The organism is Vibrio sp. 14N.309.X.WAT.E.F5, assembly GCF_030397615.1.
Lineage (GTDB): Bacteria > Pseudomonadota > Gammaproteobacteria > Enterobacterales > Vibrionaceae > Vibrio > Vibrio lentus.
The window spans coordinates 99,093-123,808 of the sequence record NZ_JAPNXR010000004.1 but is presented as its reverse complement, the minus strand read 5'-3'; the positions used below and the strand labels follow the sequence as shown (position 1 = coordinate 123,808).

Genomic DNA, 24,716 nt, shown 5'->3' with positions numbered 1-24,716 from the left:
CGTGATGAAAAAAAACAAAAAACTTTTGGTGATGGCTGGTGGTACTGGCGGTCACGTTTTCCCTGGCTTAGCCGTGGCTAAAAAGCTTCAGCAACAAGGTTGGGAAATTCGCTGGTTAGGAACTGCGGACAGAATGGAAGCGGATCTGGTGCCAAAGCATGGTATTGAGATCGACTTCATTAAGGTGAAAGGCCTGCGTGGTCAAGGCATTAGCAAGCTAATTAAAGCGCCATTCCAGATTATTAATGCCATACTTCAAGCAAGACAGCACATTAAGGCATGGCAACCAGATGTTGTGCTTGGAATGGGTGGTTACGTGAGTGGTCCTGGTGGCATCGCAGCATGGTTATCCGGTATTCCTGTGGTTTTGCATGAACAAAATGCAGTGGCAGGTTTAACCAACCAATGGCTATCTAAAATTGCTAAAAAAGTGTTCCAAGCTTTCCCTGGCGCGTTTCCTACTGCAGAGGTGGTGGGTAACCCAGTACGTGAAGATGTTGTTGCCTTAGCTGAACCCGAGCAACGCATGGCAGAGCGTGATGGCGATATTCGTATCCTCGTGATGGGTGGCAGTCAGGGCGCTAAGATCTTGAACGATACCTTGCCAATTACGATGGCCCAGCTTGGTGACGGTTTTACTGTGATGCATCAAGCCGGTAAGAACAATCAACAGCAAGTGATTGAACAATACAAATCACATTCTGTAGATAATGTTCAAGTGACTGAATTTATTGATGATGTGGCGCAAGCTTATGAGTGGGCAGATCTATTAGTGTGTCGCTCAGGTGCATTAACCGTATCAGAAGTGTCTGCAGCCGGTGTGGGTTCTATCTTCGTTCCGTTTATGCATAAAGACAGACAGCAAGCGCTGAATGCCGATCACCTCGTTGAATGTGGCGCAGCGTTAATGATTGAACAGCCTCAATTGACGGCTGATAAGCTAGCGAACACTATTGCTCAGCTTGATAGAAATGAATTAAAAATGATGGCAACAAAAGCTCGTCAAGCAGCCAAGCTTGATGCTGATGTGACCGTCGCTGAAGCGATTAAAGCTTTAGCAAAATAATGAGATTGAATTGATGACGATTGAACATACCCAAGACTTAGCGCAAATCCGTGCAATGGTGCCAGAGATGCGCCGTGTTAAATCTATCCACTTCATTGGTATTGGTGGTGCAGGAATGAGCGGGATTGCTGAAGTCTTGCTTAATGAAGGCTACCAGATTACAGGTTCTGACATAGCTCAAAATCCAGTGACCGATCGTTTAGTTAGCAAGGGTGCGACCGTTTATATCGGTCACCAAGCAAGCAACGTTGCCGACGCAAGTGTGGTAGTGGTTTCAACCGCTATCAACGAAGAAAACCCAGAAATTATTGCCGCTCGTGAAGCGCGCACACCTATCGTTCGTCGTGCTGAAATGCTGGCTGAGCTGATGCGTTTTCGTCATGGTATTGCTGTGGCAGGTACGCACGGTAAAACCACGACAACTGCGCTAGTGACACAGATTTACTCGGAAGCGGGTTTAGATCCAACCTTCGTAAACGGTGGTTTGGTGAAGAGTGTGGGCACGAATGCTCGTCTAGGCTCGAGTCGTATTCTTATCGCTGAAGCCGATGAAAGTGATGCATCATTCTTACATCTGCAACCAATGGTTAGTATCGTTACTAACATTGAAGCGGATCATATGGATACCTACGGCGGCGATTTCGAAACGCTAAAACAGACGTTCATTGATTTCTTACACAATCTGCCATTTTACGGTCAGGCTGTGATGTGTGTTGATGATCCGGTAGTACGTGAGCTTATTCCTCAGGTGAGCCGCCAAGTGATTACCTACGGTTTCTCAGAAGATGCGGATATCCGTATTGAAAACTACGTACAAGAAGGCCAACAAGGCAAGTTCACTGTGGTACGTGAAGGCAAAGCGAACCTAGATATTACATTGAACATTCCAGGTCGCCATAACGCACTGAACGCATCAGCGGCGATTGCGGTTGCGACTGAAGACGACATCAGCGATGAAGCGATTCTAAAAGCGATGGCGGGAACGGAAGGCACTGGCCGTCGTTTTGATCACCTTGGTGAGTACGAAACGGGTAAGGGTATTGCAATGTTGGTTGATGATTACGGTCATCACCCAACCGAAGTCGACGTAACAATTCAAGCTGCCCGTAGTGGCTGGGCAGACAAACGTCTTGTGATGATTTTCCAACCACACCGCTACAGCCGAACGCGTGACCTGTATGATGACTTTGCTAACGTTCTTGAGCAGGTTGATGTTCTAATCTTATTAGATGTGTACTCTGCAGGTGAGAAACCGATTGCAGGGGCAGACGGGCGCTCGTTAAGTCGAACTATTCGTGGGCGTGGTAAGATTGATCCGATCTTCGTTGCTGATATCAACACGCTGCCATCGGTTCTAGCCAACGTCATTCAAGGCGGTGACCTTGTTTTAACGCAGGGTGCAGGTGATGTTGGTCGTGTTGCTAAGCAACTCGAATCGTTACAGTTAGACATTAATAATATGCAGAACGCGTAGCAGAATACTGTCTACAGACTGTGGTCAATCGCTCACTTCTTGCGATTGACCTAAAATTGACCAAAAATCTTATTATCAACGTTTGATAGTTTGATTTTGCTCAGTATAATTCATAGGTTAAAGTAAGTGCTTTTACCTCTATTACGAAGATAGGGAATAGAATTGCGAACCAACGACAGGGAATGCGGGCTTTGGTAGAAAGTACTTTTAGCGAAAACCGCCACCTATTCAGTTTACCATCGCTCAAGAAACACGCCTTAGGCGGGTCTTTTTTAGTCGTGGTATTGCTATTCATTGGGTTTCTTTTCTATACCACACTGACTTGGATGTGGGACGATCAGCGATTGCCTCTTTCCAAAATAGTACTTCAAGGCGACTTAACTTATGTAACGGCTGGTGATGTTCAGCATGCTTTTGGCGAGTTAGAACATATTGGCACCTTCATGTCGCAAGATATTGGGGTGTTACAAGACAGTTTAGAAGCGTTACCTTGGGTATCTGTTGTCTCAATTCGTAAACAGTGGCCAGACACAATAAAAGTATTTTTGACTGAGTACCAAGCGGCAGCAATCTGGAATGGCAACATGCTGCTGAACGAAAACGGTCAAGTGTTTAATGGCGATATCGGCCTGTTAAAGGGTGATAGAGTTAAGCTTTATGGCCCGGAAGGGACCAGCCAAGAAGTGATAGCAAAATGGCGACAGATTACTCCTTTGATTAACAGTCTAGGATTAACCGTTACCTCACTCGTTCTTAATGAACGTCGCGCTTGGCAAATAATCCTAGATAACGGTATCCGTTTAGAACTAGGTAAAGATTCTTTAGATGAGCGTGTTGAACGCTTTATTTCGCTTTATAACGAATTAGGAAGTAAAGCGAATCAAGTGAGCTACATCGACCTCAGGTATGATACGGGAGCCGCTGTAGGCTGGTTTCCAGAGCAAGAGTTAGAAGAGAGCAGAAATGACTAAGACCGCAGATGACAACATAATCGTTGGTCTTGATATAGGCACTGCGACCATATCAGCTCTAGTTGGTGAAATACTGCCTGATGGTCAAATCAATATCATTGGTTCAGGGCAAAGCCCATCCAGAGGTATGGATAAAGGTGGTGTAAACGACCTAGAGTCGGTAGTGAAGTCGGTTCAGCGAGCGATTGATCAAGCAGAGTTGATGGCTGAATGCCAAATCAGCAATGTATTTATCTCGCTGTCCGGTAAGCATATCGCAAGCCGAATTGAAAAAGGCATGGGCACTATTTCAGATGAAGAAGTGTCTCAAGACGATATGGATCGAGCGATCCATACCGCGAAATCGATTAAAATAGGTGATGAGCAGAGAATTCTGCACGTGATTCCACAAGAATTTACCATCGACTACCAAGAAGGCATTAAGAATCCGCTTGGTTTATCTGGTGTTCGAATGGAAGTCAGTGTTCATCTAATTTCTTGCCATAGCGACATGGCGAGAAACATTATTAAAGCTGTTGAACGATGTGGTCTCACTGTAGAACAAATCGTGTTTTCAGGACTTGCCTCAAGTAATGCGGTAATTACTGACGACGAGAGAGAGCTTGGGGTATGTGTTGTTGATATTGGTGCCGGTACGATGGATATTTCCATTTGGACTGGCGGCGCACTGCGACACACAGAAGTCTTTTCCTACGCAGGAAATGCAGTAACCAGTGATATTGCCTTCGCTTTTGGCACGCCAGTGAGCGATGCTGAAGAGATAAAAGTAAACCATGGTTGCGCTCTGAGTGAGCTCGTAAGCAAGGATGATTCTGTTAACGTCCCTAGTGTAGGTGGCCGTCCATCGAGAAGTTTGCAAAGACAAACTTTGTCGGAAGTGATTGAACCACGTTACACTGAACTTATGGGTCTCGTTAACCAAACTATTGATACGGTTCAATTGCAGCTACGAGATGAGGGTATTAAGCACCACCTTGCAGCTGGCGTCGTTCTCACTGGTGGAGCGGCACAAATTGACGGATTGGTAGAGTGTGCGGAACGTGTTTTCCGCAATCAAGTTCGAGTTGGTAAGCCGTTAGAAGTTAGTGGCTTAACTGACTATGTTAAAGAGCCGTATCATTCTACGGCGGTTGGTTTACTTCATTACGCAAGAGATTGTCAGATAAGTGATGAGGGTGATTACAGCGAACCTAAGCGTTCAGCACCTTCTATGTCAGGTTTATTTGGTAAATTGCGTAATTGGATACAAAAAGAGTTTTAACCTGAGTTGCAGGAAAAAACGGAGATAACACATGTTTGAACCGATGATGGAAATGTCTGACGATGCAGTAATTAAAGTCGTTGGAGTTGGTGGCGGTGGCGGTAACGCTGTTGAGCACATGGTACGTGAGTCAATTGAAGGCGTAGAATTCATCAGTGTTAACACTGATGCTCAAGCTCTTCGTAAAACAAGCGTGAGCAGCGTGATCCAGATTGGTGGTGATATCACTAAAGGCTTGGGCGCTGGTGCAAACCCACAAGTAGGCCGTGATGCAGCTCTCGAAGATCGAGAAAGAATTAAAGAAGTTCTAACTGGCGCCGATATGGTATTTATCGCAGCTGGTATGGGCGGTGGTACAGGTACAGGTGCTGCTCCAGTTATTGCTGAAGTTGCGAAAGAGTTGGGTGTGCTAACAGTTGCTGTTGTAACTAAGCCATTTAGCTTTGAAGGCAAAAAGCGTTTAGCGTTTGCTGAGCAAGGTATCGAAGAGCTTTCTAAACATGTGGATTCTTTAATTACGATTCCAAATGAAAAGCTACTTAAAGTACTTGGCCGTGGCGTAACATTGCTAGAAGCTTTCGCAAGTGCAAATGATGTACTTAAAAACGCTGTACAAGGTATCGCTGAGCTAATTACTCGCCCTGGTATGATCAACGTCGATTTCGCGGATGTTCGCACTGTGATGTCGGAAATGGGTCATGCAATGATGGGTAGCGGTATCGCAAAAGGTGAAGACCGTGCTGAAGAAGCTGCTGAAACGGCAATTTCTAGCCCATTATTAGAAGACATCGACCTAGCTGGTGCTCGTGGCGTTCTTGTTAACATCACTGCAGGCCTAGATATGCGCTTAGATGAATTCGAAACTGTGGGTAATACAGTTAAGGCATTCGCTTCTGATAACGCAACGGTTGTTATTGGTACTTCTCTAGACCCTGATATGACGGATGAAATCCGCGTAACTGTTGTTGCAACAGGTATCGGCACAGAGAAAAAACCAGACATTACTTTAGTTGCTGGTGGTAAAGCAAAAGTAGCGCCAACGCCTCAACCTCAAGTTGCTGTTCAAACAGCAGCAAAAGTGGAAGAGAAAGTGGCACAACCATTGCAGGAAAAAACTGAGGTAAAACCTCAAGTTAAACCACAGCCAACAACGTCACCTGTTTCTTCAGGTACAGGCGCTAGCCAGAGTGCTGCACCTAAAGCTGAGAAAGAGAGCGGATATTTAGATATCCCAGCATTTTTACGACGTCAGGCTGATTAACAAATACCCAAAATTTGACTATCGTCGAATTAATGGTAAAATTCGCGGTCGGTAAATACTGACCGTGATTTGTAGCACTGATAACGAGGCAAGCAGATGATCAGACAACGTACTCTGAAAGAAATTGTGAAAACAACTGGTGTGGGTCTCCACTCTGGTCGTAAAGTCACACTTACTCTTCGCCCGGCAGCTGCAAATACAGGTATTGTTTATCGTCGTACAGATGTAAATCCACCTGTAGATTTCCCAGCTGATCCAGCATCAGTTCGTGACACTATGCTATGTACCGCTCTTGTTAATGACGAAGGCGTACGTATCTCTACAGTGGAGCACCTTAACGCAGCTCTAGCCGGAATGGGTATCGACAACATTATTGTTGAAGTAGATGCTCCAGAAATTCCAATTATGGATGGTAGCGCAAGCCCATTCGTATACTTGTTACAGCAAGCGGGTGTAGAAACACTGAATGCAGCGAAGCGTTTTATTCGAATCAAAAAGCCTATTCGTTTTGAAGATGGCGATAAATGGGCAGAGTTTGTTCCATTTAACGGCTTCCGTATGGACTTTGAGATCGACTTTAACCACCCTGCAATTGAATCCGATGAGCAACGTTTGTTGTTTGATTTCTCATCACAAGGTTTTGTGAAGCAGATTTCTCGCGCTCGTACTTTCGGTTTTATGCGTGATATTGAGTACCTTCAGTCTCAAAACCTAGTACTTGGCGGTAGCTTTGATAATGCTATCGTACTGGACGAATACCGAATTCTTAATGAAGAAGGCCTTCGTTTCGACAATGAGTTTGTAACTCATAAAGTATTGGATGCGATTGGTGACCTTTACATGTGTGGACACGCTATCATTGGTGAGTTCCGTGCATACAAATCAGGTCACGGCTTAAACAACCAACTTTTACGCGCAGTACTTGCTGACGCAGAAGCTTGGGAATGGGCAACATTCGAAGAAGAAGCTGGCTCTCCAGTTGCTTTCGCAGAACCGGGTATGGTTCTAGCGTAATTGTTGTTTACAACAATATAAGATTTCAAAAACCAGGTCATCGGCCTGGTTTTTTTGTATCTATTTTCCAGATACAGTGTCGTTAACCTCCGGAAATTGCTGGCCAATGGGCCGCAGTCTGCTTAATCCATCAGCAATTAGAAAGAAAAGTTCCAAGCACATCAAACAAATGGTGTTCTAAATGGTCGTTAGTGTGAAAATTACTTACACTAAAGGGCATTAATTTTAACTCAAGCCTTGAAAACTCTACTCTCAAGTACAATATCAAAGATACTAGATTTATCTCAGTATCCTTGGTTAGTAACTGAAGACTAGTTCATAGCTAGTAGAGACTGACGGCATTTAAAATAGATCGCGGACGATCTGAGAACGAAGAGATTCCAAGCACATGATTACTAAGCTGCTGACAAAGGTAATTGGCAGTCGCAATGACAGAACACTGCGCCGCCTTAGAAAAATTGTAAAAGAAATTAATAACTACGAACCAACGTTTGAAGCACTTTCTGATGAAGAGCTAAAAGCAAAAACGGTTGAGTTTCGTGAGCGCTTAGATAAAGGTGAATCGTTAGATCAACTTCTACCTGAAGCATTCGCTACGGTACGTGAAGCGTCGAAGCGTGTTTACGGCATGCGTCACTTTGACGTGCAAATGATTGGTGGCATGGTTCTAAATGCTGGCCAAATTGCAGAGATGCGTACTGGTGAAGGTAAGACACTTACCGCAACCCTACCAGCTTATCTAAACGCGCTACCAAGCAAAGGTGTTCACGTAATAACGGTGAACGATTACCTAGCGAAGCGTGATGCAGAAACAAACCGCCCATTATTTGAATTCCTTGGCATGACTGTCGGCGTGAATGTGGCAAACATGGCTCCGCCAGAGAAAAAAGAAGCGTACCAAGCTGACATCCTATACGGAACAAACAACGAGTTTGGTTTTGATTACCTTCGTGACAACATGGCTTTCCGTGCTGAAGACCGAGTTCAACGTGAGCGCTTCTTTGCTGTAGTCGATGAGGTTGACTCAATCTTAATTGATGAAGCTCGTACTCCGTTAATTATCTCTGGCCCCGCTGAAGATAGTTCTGACCTTTATACGCGCATTAACACTCTAATTCCTTCTCTAGAGCGTCAAGATAAAGAAGATTCAGAAGAGTACCGTGGTGAAGGTCACTACACCATGGACGAAAAATCAAAACAGGTTCACCTGACTGAAAACGGTCAAGAATTTGTAGAAGAACTAATGGTCAAAAACGGCTTGATGGAAGAGGGTGACACACTTTACTCTCCAACCAATATCAGCCTATTGCACCATGTGAATGCTGCGCTTCGTGCACACGTATTGTTTGAGAAAAATGTCGACTACATCGTTACTGAAGAAGGCGAAGTGGTTATCGTTGATGAACATACTGGTCGTACTATGCCAGGTCGTCGTTGGTCTGAAGGTTTACACCAAGCTGTTGAAGCTAAAGAAGGTGTGAAGATTCAAAATGAAAACCAAACATTAGCATCGATCACATTCCAGAATTTCTTCCGTCTGTATGAAAAACTGTCAGGTATGACAGGTACTGCTGATACAGAAGCGTTCGAATTCCAGTCTATCTACGGCCTAGAAACGGTGGTTATCCCAACCAACAAGCCTATGGTTCGTAACGATATGCCAGATGTGGTTTATCGTACTGAAGAAGACAAGTTCAATGCGATCATTGAAGACATCAAAGACCGTGTAGCGGCTGGTCAGCCATCACTGGTTGGTACAGTTTCTATCGAGAAATCTGAACTGCTGTCTAACGCATTGAAAAAATCAAAAATTAAGCACAACGTTCTAAATGCTAAGTTTCATGAAATGGAAGCTGAGATCGTTGCACAAGCTGGTATGCCTGGTGCGGTAACTATCGCAACTAATATGGCCGGTCGTGGTACCGATATCGTGTTAGGTGGTAGCTGGCAGGCACAGCTTGAAAAGATTGAGAATCCAACGAAAGAGCAGATCGAGAATATCAAAGCTGATTGGAGAATCATCCACGATAAAGTACTTGAGTCAGGTGGTTTGCACATCATTGGTACTGAGCGTCATGAATCTCGCCGTATCGATAACCAGCTACGTGGTCGTTCTGGTCGTCAAGGTGATGCGGGTTCTTCTCGTTTCTACCTATCAATGGAAGACTCTCTATTACGTATCTTTACGTCTGATCGTATGGCTGGTCTTATCCAAAGTGGTATGGACGAAGGCGAAGCGATTGAATCTAAGATGCTGTCTCGCTCAATTGAAAAAGCACAACGTAAAGTGGAAGGTCGTAACTTCGACATCCGTAAGCAACTTCTTGAGTACGATGATGTAGCCAATGACCAACGTAAGGTTGTTTATGAGCTACGTGATGAGCTGATGAGCTCAGATGACATCAGTGAGATGATCGAACACAACCGTGAAGATGTACTGGCGTCAGTCATTGATGAATACATCGCTCCTCAGTCTCTTGAAGACATGTGGGATATCGCAGGTCTGCAAGATCGTCTCAAGAATGATTTCGATCTAGACTTTGATATTCAAGGTTGGTTAGACGAAGACGACAAGCTTTATGAAGAAGCATTGCGTGAGCGCATTCTTGGTATGGCAGTAGATTCGTACAAACAGAAAGAAGAAGTGGTTGGTGCTCAAGTGCTGCGTAACTTCGAGAAGTCTGTGATGCTACAAACGCTAGACGGTCTTTGGAAAGAGCACTTGGCTGCGATGGATCACCTTCGTCAAGGCATCCACTTACGTGGTTATGCTCAGAAGAACCCGAAACAAGAGTACAAGCGCGAGTCGTTTGAACTGTTTGAAGGCCTACTAGATGTGCTGAAAACGGACGTTGTTACCATCCTTTCTAAAGTTCGCGTTCAGCAACAAGAAGAAGTTGAAAAGATGGAAGCTCAACGTCAAGCTCAAGCTGAACAAGCGGCGCGTCGTGCACAAGCACAACATGCAACGGCTGAAAACCAGCTAGCTGATGACGATGAAGCGGATGCGGCATCTCCACAAACGGTAGTACGTGATGAGCGTAAAGTGGGTCGTAACGAACCATGCCCATGTGGAAGTGGTAAGAAGTACAAACAGTGTCACGGTAAAATAGACTAAGTCTGGTGAATCGTTGCTGTAACGGATGATTGCAGTGTTGAGGTACTCACTTACTAACGTAAGCTCCGTGCCTCCTCCTTGCACTCACCATGTCACAGCTTAGCTTCACACAAACTTATTGATAAAAAGAGTCGCTTAGGCGGCTCTTTTTGTATGTGAAAATAATAAGGTTTCGATAGCGTCATCCTCGAGAGTGAGGGACGAGCGAATCGGGGATCTTTCGAACTAACAAAAGAGCAGATTCCCTATCTAATTCGTTCCTCATTGTAGGGAATGACGCTAGGGACATAGAAGGAACACCATCATATGAAAAGAATCCACATTGTAGCTGGCATCATCTTCAATCAAGATAAGTCGCAGGTATTTATCACCAAGCGCCCAGACGACAAGCATAAAGGCGGCTTCTGGGAGTTTCCTGGAGGTAAAGTTGAAGTGGGTGAAACCATTGAACAAGCAATGACTCGTGAACTTGATGAAGAAATTGGTATCAATGTGACTGAACAGTCTCTGTTTGAACACCTTGAGTTTGATTACAGTGATAAGTCGCTTAAGTTCGATTTCATCCTTGTGACCGATTTCGAGCAACAGCCTTATGGTAAAGAAGGGCAACAAGGTGAATGGGTCGATCTTGAATCATTGAGCCAATACGCCTTCCCCGAAGCAAACGTGCCAATTTTAGAGCGAGTAATAAAAGAGTTTTCGTAATTGCTAGCCTGAGTTTGAGATTGTTGTTAGTTTAAAGAGATTAATCGAATGAACGTTATTGCGACAGATGAGCAGTGACGGTAACCAAAACAATGGAGATATTCGCAGTGGTAAGAATTGCAATTGCAGGAGCAGCTGGCCGTATGGGTCGTAACTTGGTGAAAGCCGCTCACCATAATTCAGAAGCAAGCGTTGGTGCTGGTTCAGAGCGTCCAGAATCATCTTTGGTCGGTGTTGACGTTGGCGAGTTATGCGGTGAAGGTCGTTTTGATGTGGCTCTAGTTGATGACCTTTCGAAAGCGGTTGAAGAGTTTGACGTGATTGTCGACTTTACCGCACCTGTAAGCACATTAGCGAATATTGAACTTTGTAAACGTCACGGTAAGAAACTGATCATTGGTACTACTGGTTTCTCTGAAGAAGAGAAGCAGGTTATTGATGCAGCTTCAAAAGAGATGGCTATAGTGATGGCACCGAACTATAGCGTTGGTGTGAACTTGGTTTTTAAGCTGTTAGAGAAGGCCGCAAAAGTGATGGGCGATTACTGTGATGTTGAAATCTTAGAGGCTCACCACCGTCATAAAGTCGATGCACCTTCTGGTACTGCGATTGGCATGGGCGAAGCGATCGCTGGTGCGATGGGCAATGAGCTAAACGATGTCGCTGTATGGTCACGCGAAGGCATTACGGGCGAGCGTACCAAGGATGAGATTGGTTTTGCTACAATCCGTGCCGGTGACATCATTGGCGAGCATACCGCAATGTTTGCTGATATTGGTGAGCGCGTTGAAATTACCCATAAAGCAACGGATAGAATGACCTTTGCTAATGGTGCGATAAAGGCAGCTGTTTGGCTAAATGATAAGCCAGCAGGCTTTTATACCATGACAGATGTCCTTGGTTTAAACGATTTATAAATAGATATTTATGCGCTGGCAATTGCCGGCGCTTTCTTTATTTGCCCCTTTTTTCTACTTAAACTCCTCTTGGTCACTTTCTTCTTATTCTCTAATTTTCCTGATTAGAACTGCATTTAGCTGTTGTTTATCGCTGCTTGGTTGTTATTTTTGATTTAAAGCTTTAAATCTATATGTTTACTCATTGTATTTATCGATTGCGTTTTGTTGGTGATATTTTTGCCACCTAATGATGGGGGGAAATGACGGACGAAAATTAGAAAATCGTAATATTCCTATTAATTGAGTGTGAAAGTTGAACTTTTGAAGCTTTGATGGGGGAAATTGAATTAGTTCTTACAAATGTTTAATTTCTTTTGCGTTAAATGTTGACACGTATCACGCAGATCACTAAAATACCGCCAATTTGTCTAATTTCCATAAACACGCAGTTTTTGGTGTTGCAGGAAGGTAGATTTGCAAATTAAATCAATTTTAATGCATTTTTATTTCTGGAGGTTGTCTTGAAGAAGTCAGCACTACTCGTCCTAGAAGATGGGACAGTATTTCACGGTGAAGCCATTGGCGCTGTAGGTTCTGCAGTTGGTGAAGTCGTTTTTAATACCTCGATGACGGGGTACCAAGAAATCCTCACTGATCCTTCCTATTCTCAACAAATCGTTACCCTTACTTACCCTCACATTGGCAATACCGGAACCAATTCCGAAGACGAAGAATCTTCTTCAATCCACGCTCAAGGCCTTGTGATTCGCGATCTCCCTCTAATCGCTTCTAACTTCCGTAATGAACAATCCCTTTCTGATTACCTTAAGTCGCAAAACGTTGTTGGTATCGCTGATATCGATACTCGTAAGCTGACGCGTATTCTTCGTGAAAAAGGCGCACAGAACGGTTGTATCGTAGCGGGTAACAATTTAGACGAAGCTTTGGCTCTAGCTAAAGCAAAAGAATTCCCTGGCCTGAAAGGTATGGACCTTGCGAAAGAAGTTACAACAAAAGAAGCGTATCAATGGAAACAAGGTTCGTGGACGCTTACGGGTGGACTTCCTGAAGCGAAAGCAGACTCTGAATTGCCATACCACGTTGTTGCTTATGACTTCGGTGCAAAACGAAACATCCTACGAATGCTTGTTGACCGCGGTTGCCGCCTAACGGTTGTTCCTGCTGAAACTTCAGCAGAAGAAGTACTCGCTCTAAACCCAGACGGTGTTTTCCTTTCAAATGGCCCTGGTGACCCAGAACCATGTACTTACGCAATTGAAGCAACAAAAGTGTTCCTAGAAAAAGGTTTACCAATCTTTGGTATCTGTCTAGGTCACCAGATTCTTGCTCTTGCGTCAGGCGCTAAGACAGTGAAGATGAAGTTTGGTCACCACGGTGCAAACCACCCGGTTAAAGATTTAGATCGTGATGTTGTGATGATTACTTCACAAAACCATGGCTTCGCTGCTGACGAAGATACGCTTCCAGAGACATTACGAGCGACTCATAAGTCTCTATTTGATGGTTCTCTACAAGGTATCCACCGTACAGATAAGCCAGCATTTAGCTTCCAAGGTCACCCAGAAGCAAGCCCAGGTCCAGAAGATGCGGCGCCGCTATTCGACCACTTCATTGAATTAATTAAACAGCACACAGCGTAATCCGGAGTAGTAGATAATGCCAAAACGTACTGACATTAAAAGTGTTCTAATTCTAGGTGCTGGTCCGATTGTTATCGGTCAAGCATGTGAGTTTGATTACTCTGGTGCTCAAGCTTGTAAAGCACTTCGCGAAGAAGGTTACCGAGTTATTCTTGTAAACTCGAACCCAGCGACAATCATGACTGACCCAGACATGGCTGATGCGACTTACATCGAACCTATCCAATGGGAAGTGGTTCGTAACATCATCGCTAAAGAGAAGCCAGATGCAGTTCTACCGACAATGGGCGGCCAAACTGCACTTAACTGTGCGTTAGATTTAGAAAAATACGGCGTACTTGAAGAGTTCGGCGTAGAGATGATTGGTGCAACTGCTGACGCTATCGACAAAGCTGAAGACCGCTCTCGTTTTGATAAAGCAATGAAATCGATTGGTCTTGAGTGTCCAACGGCTGATACAGCGAAAACGATGGAAGAAGCTTACAAAGTTCAAGAAATGGTTGGCTTCCCTTGTATCATTCGTCCATCGTTTACGATGGGTGGTACAGGCGGTGGTATCGCTTATAACAAAGAAGAATTTGAAGAAATCTGTCGTCGTGGTTTGGACTTGTCTCCAACCAACGAACTTCTAATCGATGAGTCACTTATCGGTTGGAAAGAGTACGAGATGGAAGTGGTTCGCGACAAGAACGACAACTGCATCATCGTATGTGCGATTGAAAACTTTGACCCAATGGGTATTCACACTGGTGACTCAATCACCGTGGCTCCGGCTCAAACGCTGACAGACAAAGAATACCAACTAATGCGCAACGCTTCTCTAGCGGTACTGCGTGAGATTGGTGTTGAAACGGGTGGTTCAAACGTACAGTTTGGTATCAACCCGAAAGATGGCCGTATGGTTATCATCGAGATGAACCCACGTGTATCTCGTTCTTCGGCACTTGCTTCTAAAGCAACAGGTTTCCCAATCGCTAAGATTGCAGCGAAACTGGCTGTTGGCTTTACGCTAGACGAGCTAATGAATGACATCACTGGTGGCGCAACACCAGCATCATTCGAACCAACAATCGACTATGTTGTAACTAAGATTCCTCGTTTTAACTTCGAGAAATTTGCAGGTGCTAACGACCGTCTAACGACTCAAATGAAGTCGGTTGGTGAAGTTATGGCTATCGGCCGTAACCAACAAGAATCTCTACAGAAAGCACTTCGCGGTCTAGAAGTTGGCGCAACTGGTTTTGACGAAATGGTTGACCTAGATGCACCTGACGCTCTAACGACGATTCGCCATGAGCTTAAAGAAGCTGGTTCTGACCGTATTTGGTACATCGCAGATGCTTTCCGTGCTGGTATGTCAGTTGATGGTGTATTCAACCTAACGCAAATTGACCGTTGGTTCCTAGTTCAAATCGAAGACATCGTAAAACTAGAGCAAGAACTTAAAGCGAAAGGTTTTGCTGGTTTAAATAAAGACGAGTTAATGAAGCTTAAGCGTAAAGGTTTTGCTGATGCTCGCCTGTCTAAGATTCTAGGTGTGGCTGAAAGTGAAATTCGTCGTCTACGTGACCAATACGATATTCACCCAGTCTACAAGCGCGTAGATACGTGTGCGGCTGAGTTCTCTTCTGATACGGCTTACATGTACTCATCTTACGATGACGAATGTGAATCGAACCCAACAGACAAAGAGAAAATCATGATCTTAGGCGGCGGTCCAAACCGTATCGGCCAAGGTATTGAATTCGATTACTGTTGTGTACATGCATCTCTAGCACTACGTGAAGATGGCTACGAAACAATCATGGTTAACTGTAACCCTGAGACAGTTTCGACAGACTACGATACGTCTGACCGTCTGTACTTTGAACCAGTAACTCTGGAAGACGTACTAGCAATCGTTCGTGTTGAGAAGCCAAAAGGCGTTATCGTTCAGTACGGTGGTCAAACACCACTGAAACTGGCTCGTGAGCTTGAAGCTGCTGGCGTACCAATCATTGGTACTAGCCCAGACGCAATCGACCGTGCAGAAGACCGTGAGCGTTTCCAAGTTGCTGTTGACCGTCTTGGTCTTCTACAACCAGAAAACGCGACAGTAACAACAATGGAGCAAGCGGTAGAGAAATCTCGCGAAATCGGCTTCCCATTAGTTGTTCGTCCTTCTTATGTTCTTGGTGGTCGTGCGATGGAAATCGTATATGACGAGCAAGACTTACGTCGCTACTTCAACGAAGCAGTAAGTGTTTCAAACGAATCTCCAGTACTACTTGATAGCTTCCTAGATGATGCAATTGAAGTCGACGTTGATGCGATTTGTGACGGTGAGCGCGTTGTTATTGCGGGTATCATGGAGCACATCGAGCAAGCGGGTGTTCACTCAGGTGACTCAGCATGTTCTCTTCCTGCTTACACGCTAAGCCAAGAAATCCAAGACGTAATGCGTGAGCAAGTTGAAAAGCTAGCGTTCGAGTTGGGTGTTCGTGGTCTAATGAATACGCAGTTTGCTGTTAAGAACAACGAAGTGTACCTAATCGAGGTTAACCCTCGTGCAGCACGTACAGTACCGTTCGTATCGAAAGCAACAGGCGCAGCAGTCGCTAAGATTGCAGCTCGTGTTATGGCGGGTCAATCGCTAGAGTCTCAAGGCTTTACGAAAGAAATCATCCCACCATACTACTCAGTGAAAGAAGTTGTTCTTCCGTTCAATAAATTCCCTGGTGTTGACCCACTATTAGGCCCAGAAATGCGCTCTACTGGTGAAGTGATGGGTGTTGGTGCAACGTTTGCTGAAGCATACTCTAAAGCTGAATTGGGTTGTGGCAACATCTACCCAGAAGGCGGCCGTGCACTTCTTTCTGTTCGCGAAGGCGACAAAGAGCGCGTTGTTGACCTAGCATCTAAGCTATCTAAGCTTGGTTACCAGCTAGACGCAACACACGGTACTGCAGTTATCCTTGGCGAAGCGGGTATCAACCCACGTCTAGTAAACAAGGTACACGAAGGTCGTCCTCACATTCTTGACCGTATCAAGAACAACGAGTACACGTACATCGTGAACACTGCTGCTGGCCGTCAAGCGATTGAAGATTCTAAAGTTCTTCGTCGTGGCGCACTGGCTGAGAAAGTGAACTACACAACTACGTTAAACGCTGCATTCGCGACTTGTATGGCGCACACTGCAGACGCGAAAACGTCAGTAACTTCAGTTCAAGAGCTACACGCACAAGTTAAAGCTTCTCAAGCTTAATTGACTCACGTGTATCGCTGTTAAGCGGATATAAATGCTCAAAGCCCACTCTTCGGAGTGGGCTTTTTTATGTCTGTCATCTGGTGAAAATCTGGTCATGGCTAAATGATGAAAATTTGGAATAGGTTACAATCTTGTGTTTCGTTGTTGATTGTTTGCTCGCGGTGGTAAGTTGTCGCTACACGAGAATTTAAGGCGTTGGGTATATGGAAATCACTCTAGAAATATTGGCTATCTTGTTTGTTGTTGCAACGGCGGCAGGCTTTATTGATGCAATGGCTGGCGGTGGTGGGTTGTTGACTCTACCTGCATTGCTAGCGGCCGGAGTGCCACCAACGCAAGCACTGGCAACCAACAAACTTCAAAGCTCATTTGGTAGTTTTTCTGCCAGTTGGTATTTCGTTCGCAACGGTATCGTTAGTATTAAAGAGATGCGCCTCGCGATCTTTTGTACTTTTATTGGCTCTGCAATTGGCGCCGAGTTAGTCCAGCACATTGATGCGAGTTTACTGACTAGCGTGATACCGCTGCTGCTTATCGCTATCTCTCTTTATTTCCTGTTAGCACCCCAAACTAGAGCGTCTGAAGGAAAGCAGAAGATCTCTGAGGCGATGTTTGCTTTGTGTATTGGTGGAGGTGTTGGCTTCTACGATGGCTTTTTTGGCCCAGGAACAGGTTCAATTTTCACGGTATGTTTTGTCGCTATCGGCCACTTCTCATTAGTGGATGCAACGGCACGCACCAAGATACTTAACTTCACATCGAATATAGCCGCATTGATCTTCTTTATTTTGGCTGGCTTGCCAATTTGGGAATTAGGATTAGTGATGGCAGTTGGTGGTTTTATGGGCGCTCAACTTGGCGCTAAAGTCGTGGTGACAAAAGGGCAGAAATGGATTCGCCCTCTTGTGATCGTGATGTCGATGTTAATGGCGTCTAAACTGCTTTGGGAACAGCATCAACAATGGATTCTATCAGTATTTTAACTCGCGGAGATTGATAGCTGTTCGGCCTTACACAGATATGAATAGGTCGAATTAATCCCTCTAACTCTGGAAAGCTAAACAGGTATTGAGGCTCAATATTGAGTGTCTTTACGATAGAAAGCGGGATCAAAGCTGGGCCCGTTCCTCCCAACGCTAGCTGGGCTGCTGCGGTGTAGGCATCCATCTCCATCAAGGGTTTGATGCCGAACTTTTCAAGCACAGATAACTGATACGAGTTTGCTGGATTGGTCATATCGTTAGTGATGACCATTGGAGGAAGCTCCGTTAACGGCGACTTACTTACTATGTAAAACGGCTCATCAAACAGGTGGAATGTCATCAACCCATGATGCGGCGGCAGTAAACCAGCACACAACCCTAAGGTCGCCTTACCAGACTGCACTCGCTCGATAATTCTTGGTGTATGGTTAGTGGTGATGGTGATGTATTTATCTTGCTGGATAAATCTCCCCATCATTTCACCTAGATAACCTGCGATCAGCGACTTAGAGCTATCTAAAGTAATGAGAGTGGTATCTTCCAACTCTTGCTGTTCATAAATAAGCCCTCTAAGTTCATTGAATGCGGGGCCAATACTCTCGATGAGCGCGATCGCATCCGGCGTCAGTTTTATCTGTCGGCCACTCGGTTCTATGAGTTTCTTACCTAACTTCTTTTCTAAATTCGCAATCCGTTTGCTGACCGCTGATTGGCTGATATAAAGCAAACTGCCGGTGCGGCTCATGGTCTTTGCTTTGCTCAACACCAATAGAGTTTCGATTCCTTCGAGTAACATTGAGTGATATTCATGAAAGTTGGGAATGATTGAACCAAGTTACCTTAAACGCCATTCATTCTCTAGTCTGAGCTCATAGATATTAATTAAGCTAGGTTCTTTTAACTAGGCTCGCGATGCGTTGCCCAAAATAGAAAGCGGTTTTAAGATCATTACTATGAATGTGATTATTGGTGCTCTCAGCCGTCTGATCATCACTGGCGACCAAACCAATACTAGAACCGGTGCGATTCAAACCTAAGTCATCGATATGCTTTGAGATATCAAGCCCTGCCCAAACCATGCCATGCTGACAAGCCAGAGTGAAAAAACTTAACAAGGTTTGTTGTTGCTCACCGTTCAGGCTACCACCAGTAGTGAAACCTGCAGCGAGCTTATTTCGCCATGCTTTTTTACAGTAGGTATCACTGCTCGCATCCATAAAGCTTTTAAACTGTGCGGCTGGTGACCCCATGTAAGTTGGAGCACCAAAGATAATCGCATCACAGCTGTCTAATGCGTTGAGCTTGTCGTCATTGTCATACCTTCCTTCGACTATTTCAGACGAGAGGACTTCAATGAGCAGTGCTGAGTCAGGTTGTTGAGTGTTAATACCTTCAGCGATTGTCTCAGCGACTTGCTTGGTCGCTCCATTCTTAGAGAAGAAAACAATGCCTACTTTACCAATACTCATCTCGAACTCCCTTTTGCCAATGTTAGTAAATAAATTTATTTATAAAGCTATTTGTTTATTAATATAGCCTGTGAATTGGATAATTAAACAAAAAATATTACTAACTTGGTAATGAATGAGCTAACTAGAGTGTTAGGAAAGGAGGGGATAAGTGATTTGAAAGCGAATTAAAAAAGGCTCCTTTGCGAAGCCCATTTCTATTTTGTAACGCTAGCCTATTTGATAGCGAAGGTTGGCAATGACAAGTGCCAGCGAATAGCGCCAAGCCTAATTAATAGTGTCGTAAACACACCGGCTAAAAAGGCAGTTTCTGAGTCGTGCCCCATGGTAATTGCCATGGTATGGAAAGCGCCGCCAATGATACAAGCAGTTGCGTAGACTTCACTTCTTAGGATCATTGGGACTTCACGAGCAAGTACGTCACGGATAATGCCGCCACCGCAACCTGTGATCACACCCATGATAATAGCAACCAATGCAGAATCTTGATAAATCAGTGCCTTCTCAACACCAATGCCAACAAACACCGCTAAGCCTATCGCATCACATACTGGCAGGATCCACCAAGCCAGACGCTTTGGACGCCTTACTATAATCATGGTCAGCAAACAGGTGGTAATGATTACCCAAAGGTAGGTGGTATCGGTGATCCAAAACACGGGAGTTGCACCCAATGCCATGTCACGAATTGTACCGCCGCCAATCGCGGTTACACTGCCTAAAACAGCGACACCAAAGGGATCCATCTTAAGACGGCCAGCGACAAATACGCCTGAGACAGCAAAAATGGCAGTGCCAAATAAATCGATAATATAAAGCAGCATGGAGTCCATGATACTGGTGCTCTTATGGTTAAAATTGTAGGGACAGGTTGGTGGCGAATTGTACGAAAAAACGCAGCAAATAGTTAGTGATTTTGCCTAGCTCTATCGAAGAAATCGCATACTTGTTGGATCGCTTTCAAAGTTCTCGTCGTCGGGCGATTAATCCAATCAGAGTTGAGTGACCAAATCTGATTTTGAGTGACTGCTGGGATCTCATTTTCCCAAGTTTGCCACATGGTTCCATTCTCAATTGCATGCTGAGAAGTGAAGATCACTTGCGGTTTTCTTAATACAACTTGCTCAATACCAACTTGCGGATAAGGGGAGGCACTGTCTTCGAAAATATTGTGGCCGCCACAAAACTCAAACACCTCACTTGGCCAATGCCCTTGAGCAACGGTGATGATCGGCTTTTCACTTAGCTGATAAAAGTAGTCTACGGGCTCCGCATCTTTGTATTTTAGTCTCAACGCGTTGAGCTGCTCTCTGTATTGCTGAGCGTTATTTTCACCAATACTTGGATCGTTAGCGTATTGGCTGAGTTGTTCAATATTGGTTGCGATACTGTCTAGGCTTTTAGTTTTCGAGTAGTAAATATTAAACCCAAATTGCTCTAGTTTCGCGAGTTCTCTGGGCGGATTCCCAGCCGGCCACGCGAGAATCAGATCGGGTTGCAGGGCGATGATCTTCTCAACCTTGATGCCTTGATAATTCGCCACTTTCTCTAGCTTGTCAGCTTGTGGTGGGTAATCACTTCGCTCACTCACCGCAATCAAGTTATCACCTAAACCAGCACTGTACGCAAGCTCGGTTGCGTGAGGAGCAAGGCTGATAACGCGCTCGGCAGTCGCGACTTCTGTTGCGAGAGAAGTGGGTGTCCATAAACAAAAGCTGAGAGTGAACGTGAGGGCGGTACATCGTGTAATGAGTTGAGAGGGTTTCACTTTAAATCCCTTGGTGAACAATGAGTAAGATTAGGCTTTGTAAGAATATCCAGATAGCGATGCGGCCAAAAACCAGCTTTTGAACCTGAGATAAGTGCAGCGCTGAAGGTGCGATTCTGCCGCCTAATTTTGCTCGAATGGCTTTGGTATTGTCGTAAATCGCAGGACCGCCCAGTGACAGCTCAAGCTTGTTGCCGACAGCGGTAATCAACCATGCTGGGCCGGGTAATGGCCAAGAGCGACTCTGAACGAGCATCATCTTGAACGTGTGAGACGCTTTATCACCACATACAATCATCAAAGCAAATAAGCGCATTGGTATGAACTCTAGGATAGCGACGATCTTGATTGCCGTTGATCCAAATGGAGAGAACTGCTTACGGCTTGGTGACCATGCTCGCGCTAACTCGACAATCAGGCGATACATTAAAGCGGCGATTCCACCACCAATGGCGTACCAGAACAATACACAAACCACATTACGAGCGTAACCCATGATGATAGTTTCAGCAGCGGCTTTGCCAAGCCCAAGTGATGACAGTGATTCAGTTTGACGATTAACAATAGGTGCCAATAACTGGCGAGCCGTGGCTTTATCTTCTCGGCCAAGAGCTTTGATCAACTGATTAGCCAGCTTTTCATTGTTACGCCAATCAATAGCGAGTAACAACAGCGCTAATTCAAACAGTTGTGATTGCCAAACCAGTGGCTGCAGTGCCAATAGAATAACCAGAGCCGGCAAGACCATCAACCCCCAAGCTAAAGTGCCTGAGATTAAGCTTTGGGAATAATTTTGATTGTTATTAACCTTGGTTGCTAAAAGTTCAGCAAACTTATGCCATAAGGTCGTGGGATGTGCGGCATGGGGGATAGGTAAAATTAAATGAAAAAGCAGTGCTCCCCACATTACAAGGAGCACGCCATTTGCAAATACCTGATCAAACAGTGTTTGCATGTCTAGTCGCTTACTTTAGTAGGGCAACCATTTTGATAACCATCTCAGAAGAGCTTTGCGCTGCAAGTGGCAGGAACTCTTCGAAGCTCATTGGTGATTCTTTGTCTGCAACGTCAGAGATTGCACGAACAACCACGAATGGTATTTGGAATTGGTGACAAGCTTGAGCGATAGCAGATGCTTCCATCTCTACAGCAACCACAGATGGGAAGTGCTTACGGATGAACTCTTGACGTTCAGCTGTGCATACAAACGCATCGCCAGTACAGATAAGGCCACGAACGGCGTGCTTATCTTCCATTTGTGCTAGTGCTTGTTCTGCAACAGCCATCAGCTTGTCATCCGCTTTGAACGCTGCAGGTTGACCTGCCATTTGGCCAATTTCGTAACCGAAAGCTGTAACGTCAGCATCGTGGTGACGAACTTCAGTAGAGATAACCACATCGCCAAGGTTCAGTGTTGAATCAAAACCGCCAGCAGAACCCGTGTTTAATACTACATCTGGTTGGTATTCACTTAGCAGGATTGAAGTACCAACAGCGGCTGCTACTTTACCAATGCCTGATTGAAGCAAAACAACGTCAACACCATTTAGCTGACCAGAGAAAAAGGTACAACCGCCTTTATTAACTTCGGTAATGTCTGAAATTGCTGCTTTTAGGATCGCAACTTCTTGCTCCATTGCGCCAATGATGCCGATTTTCATGTGTAGTCTCTTAATAAAAATTATTTAAACAGTAGAGCGAAATTGTAGCATGGAAGAGAAGTGTCGAGCGACTGCCCAGAAGCACTTCTCATCCGAATACAGACGATTTATCTGTGTATTCTTTTATCTATTTGATTAAGCCTTCGCTTTTCAAGCTAGCACGAAGTTGCTCAGCACGTTTTCGGTTTACGCCAAAATCAGAATGGCCAGTGCGAGACTCTGAACGCACGATCAGTTTGCCATCAGTGATCTTAAGCTCTAAGTCATCGACAAAGCGCATGATGCGAGAGGTACATTCAACACGCAGGTAGTCTTCCGTTTTACTGGCTGTTTTTGCGCCCGGTAAGGTCAGCGCAACCTGCTCAATGGCATCTAAGTTTGCTGAATCTGATAACTCAAACGAGGCCAATGCATGCTGTTCACGGTCATCTTGAGTTGAAACGCAGTTTGGTTTGTCTCCACAAGGTGATGAAGTTCTGTCTTTCATGTCCGTGATTCCTTGGCTGCAAGCGGTTAGAGTTAAAAGAGATAGAGAAAGGAGAGCGGCTTTTTTCATAGTGTTTCCTATGGCTTGTTTTTAATTCTAATTGTAGTTATCGGTATTGGCTTATTTGTAATTGTTTTACGTATTTTCGTGATGCTTGTGATCAAACGTATCGAATTGAAAAAAGGATCCATAATTGGATCCTTTTTTATAGTAACGAACTGAGTAATAAAGGAAACCCAATCACACTTCTAGGTAGTCCAAGATCCCTTCTGCGGCTTTACGGCCTTCATCGATAGCGGTTACCACTAAGTCAGATCCTCGAACTGCATCGCCACCGGCAAATATCTTGCTGTTGGTGGTTTGGTATTGAAACTCTTGTTTGCCGGGAGCTTTGATGCGTCCCCATTGGTCGAGCTCTACACCAAATGGTTCTAGCCATTCCATTGCATGAGGTTGGAAACCAAACGCCATGATCACAGCATCTGCTTCAAGAACATGCTCACTGCCTTCAACGGGTTCAGGACGACGGCGGCCTGCCTCATCTGGTTCACCCAAGGCTGTTTTCACCACTTTTACGCCAGTCACATGACCGGATGAATCGGTTTCCAGTGCTAATGGTTGAAGGTTGAACATGAACTTCACGCCTTCTTCTTTTGCATTTTTCACCTCACGGCGAGAGCCCGGCATGTTTGCTTCATCTCGGCGATAAGCACAAACAACATTAGCAGCGTGTTGACGAATCGACGTTCGGACACAGTCCATCGCAGTATCACCACCACCAAGCACGACCACCTTCTTGCCTTTCATGTCGATGAATGGCGTTGGGTTATCCAGATCCATGACCTTGTAGGTGTTGGAAACAAGAAATGGTAGGGCATCATAAACGCCCGGTGCTTCTTCGTTGTCTAATCCAGCACGCATATTTTTATAGGTGCCGACACCTAAGAAAACGGCATCATAATCATCGACTAATTGTTGCAGCTGAACGTCTTTACCGACTTCGGTATTCATTTTAAATTCGACACCCATACCACTAAAGATACGGCGACGGTTTTCCATGATGCCTTTTTCAAGCTTGAACGATGGGATACCAAACGTCAGTAGGCCTCCGATCTCAGGGTAGCGGTCAAATACCACGGCCTTCACCCCGTTTCGAACTAAGATATCAGCTGCTGCAAGACCTGCTGGGCCTGCGCCGATGATAGCGACCTTTTTGTCGGTCCATTCAACGTGAGACATGTCTGGCTTCCAGCCCATCTCAAACGCTTTGTCATTGATGTATTTTTCAATGTTGCCGATGGTTACTGCGCCGAAATCATCATTGAGGGTACAAGATCCTTCGCACAGTCGATCCTGAGGGCAAACTCGTCCACACACCTCAGGTAAGCTGTTGGTTTGGTGGGACAGTTCAGCCGCTTCGATAATGCGTCCTTCATTGGCAAGCTTAAGCCACTGAGGGATGTAGTTATGGACTGGACATTTCCATTCACAGTAAGGATTACCACAGTCTAGACAGCGGTCAGCTTGCGCCTTGGCTTGTTGCTTAGTGAAAGGTTCGTAGATCTCTACAAACTCAATCTTACGTATCTTGATTGGTTTCTTCGCTGGGTCTACGCGATTCACATCAATAAATTGGTATACATTCTGGCTCATTATTGGCTCCTTCCA

20 protein-coding genes are annotated in these 24,716 nt (G+C 45.0%); 12 read left to right on the top strand and 8 right to left on the bottom strand.

What is annotated here, in order from left to right; genetic code table 11:
* Positions 1-4 precede the first annotated feature (4 nt).
* The 12 genes from murG to OW495_RS06745 all read left to right on the top strand — a co-directional run bounded on the left by murG (position 5) and on the right by OW495_RS06745 (position 17,663).
* The gene (gene murG, locus OW495_RS06800) at positions 5-1,066 is read left to right on the top strand and encodes an undecaprenyldiphospho-muramoylpentapeptide beta-N-acetylglucosaminyltransferase (RefSeq protein ID WP_102513245.1); all 1,062 of its coding nucleotides are present in this window, start codon (positions 5-7) and stop codon (positions 1,064-1,066) included.
* A 13-nt stretch (positions 1,067-1,079) separates the two neighbouring features.
* Entirely contained in the window at positions 1,080-2,540 is a 1,461-nt protein-coding gene (murC, locus tag OW495_RS06795; RefSeq protein ID WP_102298449.1) for a UDP-N-acetylmuramate--L-alanine ligase, read from the top strand.
* Between the two features lie 191 nt (positions 2,541-2,731).
* Positions 2,732-3,511 carry a cell division protein FtsQ/DivIB gene (locus tag OW495_RS06790; protein WP_017109276.1) on the top strand — a complete coding sequence of 260 codons (780 nt, stop codon included), beginning with the start codon at positions 2,732-2,734 and terminating at the stop codon, positions 3,509-3,511.
* A complete protein-coding gene (gene ftsA, locus OW495_RS06785; protein WP_004729844.1) occupies positions 3,504-4,772 on the top strand; it encodes a cell division protein FtsA in 1,269 nt (422 codons plus the stop codon). The genes OW495_RS06790 and ftsA overlap by 8 nt, the downstream gene beginning before the upstream one ends.
* Before the next feature lie 31 nt (positions 4,773-4,803).
* Positions 4,804-6,033: a cell division protein FtsZ gene (ftsZ, locus tag OW495_RS06780; protein WP_017084771.1), complete on the top strand. Its 1,230-nt coding sequence runs from the start codon at positions 4,804-4,806 to the stop codon at positions 6,031-6,033.
* A gap of 96 nt (positions 6,034-6,129) precedes the next feature.
* Positions 6,130-7,047, top strand: coding sequence for a UDP-3-O-acyl-N-acetylglucosamine deacetylase (lpxC, locus tag OW495_RS06775; RefSeq protein ID WP_017087510.1), 918 nt, complete (start codon positions 6,130-6,132; stop codon positions 7,045-7,047).
* A 388-nt stretch (positions 7,048-7,435) separates the two neighbouring features.
* The gene (gene secA, locus OW495_RS06770; RefSeq protein ID WP_289885717.1) at positions 7,436-10,165 is read left to right on the top strand and encodes a preprotein translocase subunit SecA; all 2,730 of its coding nucleotides are present in this window, start codon (positions 7,436-7,438) and stop codon (positions 10,163-10,165) included.
* A gap of 306 nt (positions 10,166-10,471) precedes the next feature.
* The gene (mutT, locus tag OW495_RS06765; RefSeq protein ID WP_076670693.1) at positions 10,472-10,870 is read left to right on the top strand and encodes an 8-oxo-dGTP diphosphatase MutT; all 399 of its coding nucleotides are present in this window, start codon (positions 10,472-10,474) and stop codon (positions 10,868-10,870) included.
* A gap of 92 nt (positions 10,871-10,962) precedes the next feature.
* A complete protein-coding gene (gene dapB, locus OW495_RS06760) occupies positions 10,963-11,787 on the top strand; it encodes a 4-hydroxy-tetrahydrodipicolinate reductase (RefSeq protein ID WP_289885716.1) in 825 nt (274 codons plus the stop codon).
* Positions 11,788-12,290: 503 nt separating this feature from the next.
* Positions 12,291-13,430 carry a glutamine-hydrolyzing carbamoyl-phosphate synthase small subunit gene (carA, locus tag OW495_RS06755; RefSeq protein WP_017109272.1) on the top strand — a complete coding sequence of 380 codons (1,140 nt, stop codon included), beginning with the start codon at positions 12,291-12,293 and terminating at the stop codon, positions 13,428-13,430.
* A 16-nt stretch (positions 13,431-13,446) separates the two neighbouring features.
* Positions 13,447-16,677: a carbamoyl-phosphate synthase large subunit gene (carB, locus tag OW495_RS06750; RefSeq protein ID WP_004734974.1), complete on the top strand. Its 3,231-nt coding sequence runs from the start codon at positions 13,447-13,449 to the stop codon at positions 16,675-16,677.
* A gap of 206 nt (positions 16,678-16,883) precedes the next feature.
* Positions 16,884-17,663, top strand: coding sequence for a TSUP family transporter (locus tag OW495_RS06745; RefSeq protein ID WP_009848394.1), 780 nt, complete (start codon positions 16,884-16,886; stop codon positions 17,661-17,663).
* Here OW495_RS06745 and OW495_RS06740 read toward each other — a convergent pair.
* The 8 genes from OW495_RS06740 to OW495_RS06705 all read right to left on the bottom strand — a co-directional run bounded on the left by OW495_RS06740 (position 17,614) and on the right by OW495_RS06705 (position 24,701).
* Entirely contained in the window at positions 17,614-18,459 is an 846-nt protein-coding gene (locus tag OW495_RS06740; protein WP_289885715.1) for a LysR family transcriptional regulator, read from the bottom strand. The two genes, OW495_RS06745 and OW495_RS06740, sit on opposite strands and share 50 nt — an antisense overlap.
* A 91-nt stretch (positions 18,460-18,550) precedes the next feature.
* Positions 18,551-19,132, bottom strand: a complete 582-nt coding sequence (locus OW495_RS06735; protein ID WP_102513247.1) for a flavodoxin family protein — start codon at positions 19,130-19,132, stop codon at positions 18,551-18,553.
* Positions 19,133-19,347: 215 nt separating this feature from the next.
* Entirely contained in the window at positions 19,348-19,965 is a 618-nt protein-coding gene (locus tag OW495_RS06730; protein WP_017100513.1) for a TRIC cation channel family protein, read from the bottom strand.
* A 74-nt stretch (positions 19,966-20,039) separates the two neighbouring features.
* Entirely contained in the window at positions 20,040-20,900 is an 861-nt protein-coding gene (gene btuF / locus OW495_RS06725; protein ID WP_102513248.1) for a vitamin B12 ABC transporter substrate-binding protein BtuF, read from the bottom strand.
* 1 nt (position 20,901) lies between these two features.
* Positions 20,902-21,855, bottom strand: a complete 954-nt coding sequence (locus OW495_RS06720) for a cobalamin biosynthesis family protein (RefSeq protein ID WP_102513249.1) — start codon at positions 21,853-21,855, stop codon at positions 20,902-20,904.
* Positions 21,856-21,865: 10 nt separating this feature from the next.
* On the bottom strand, positions 21,866-22,561 hold the full coding sequence (mtnN, locus tag OW495_RS06715; RefSeq protein ID WP_102296579.1) for a 5'-methylthioadenosine/S-adenosylhomocysteine nucleosidase: 696 nt from the start codon (positions 22,559-22,561) through the stop codon (positions 21,866-21,868).
* Positions 22,562-22,688: 127 nt separating this feature from the next.
* Complete coding sequence (locus tag OW495_RS06710) at positions 22,689-23,117, bottom strand: DUF1499 domain-containing protein (protein ID WP_076670705.1); 429 nt, start codon at positions 23,115-23,117, stop codon at positions 22,689-22,691.
* 171 nt (positions 23,118-23,288) lie between these two features.
* Positions 23,289-24,701, bottom strand: a complete 1,413-nt coding sequence (locus OW495_RS06705) for an FAD-dependent oxidoreductase (protein WP_289885702.1) — start codon at positions 24,699-24,701, stop codon at positions 23,289-23,291.
* Positions 24,702-24,716 lie beyond the last annotated feature (15 nt).

Bases quoted from the DNA above. Each gene is read 5' to 3' on its own strand.
- OW495_RS06710 (WP_076670705.1), bottom strand. From the start codon at position 23,117: ATGAAAAAAGCCGCTCTCCTTTCTCTATCTCTTTTAACTCTAACCGCT.
- murC (WP_102298449.1), top strand. From the start codon at position 1,080: ATGACGATTGAACATACCCAAGACTTAGCGCAAATCCGTGCAATGGTG.
- secA (WP_289885717.1), top strand. From the start codon at position 7,436: ATGATTACTAAGCTGCTGACAAAGGTAATTGGCAGTCGCAATGACAGA.
- OW495_RS06730 (WP_017100513.1), bottom strand. From the start codon at position 19,965: ATGGACTCCATGCTGCTTTATATTATCGATTTATTTGGCACTGCCATT.
- ftsZ (WP_017084771.1), top strand. From the start codon at position 4,804: ATGTTTGAACCGATGATGGAAATGTCTGACGATGCAGTAATTAAAGTC.
- OW495_RS06740 (WP_289885715.1), bottom strand. From the start codon at position 18,459: ATGTTACTCGAAGGAATCGAAACTCTATTGGTGTTGAGCAAAGCAAAG.
- mutT (WP_076670693.1), top strand. From the start codon at position 10,472: ATGAAAAGAATCCACATTGTAGCTGGCATCATCTTCAATCAAGATAAG.
- lpxC (WP_017087510.1), top strand. From the start codon at position 6,130: ATGATCAGACAACGTACTCTGAAAGAAATTGTGAAAACAACTGGTGTG.
- mtnN (WP_102296579.1), bottom strand. From the start codon at position 22,561: ATGAAAATCGGCATCATTGGCGCAATGGAGCAAGAAGTTGCGATCCTA.
- OW495_RS06720 (WP_102513249.1), bottom strand. From the start codon at position 21,855: ATGCAAACACTGTTTGATCAGGTATTTGCAAATGGCGTGCTCCTTGTA.
- OW495_RS06745 (WP_009848394.1), top strand. From the start codon at position 16,884: ATGGAAATCACTCTAGAAATATTGGCTATCTTGTTTGTTGTTGCAACG.
- dapB (WP_289885716.1), top strand. From the start codon at position 10,963: ATGGAGATATTCGCAGTGGTAAGAATTGCAATTGCAGGAGCAGCTGGC.
- OW495_RS06705 (WP_289885702.1), bottom strand. From the start codon at position 24,701: ATGAGCCAGAATGTATACCAATTTATTGATGTGAATCGCGTAGACCCA.
- OW495_RS06735 (WP_102513247.1), bottom strand. From the start codon at position 19,132: ATGAGTATTGGTAAAGTAGGCATTGTTTTCTTCTCTAAGAATGGAGCG.
- carB (WP_004734974.1), top strand. From the start codon at position 13,447: ATGCCAAAACGTACTGACATTAAAAGTGTTCTAATTCTAGGTGCTGGT.
- ftsA (WP_004729844.1), top strand. From the start codon at position 3,504: ATGACTAAGACCGCAGATGACAACATAATCGTTGGTCTTGATATAGGC.
- murG (WP_102513245.1), top strand. From the start codon at position 5: ATGAAAAAAAACAAAAAACTTTTGGTGATGGCTGGTGGTACTGGCGGT.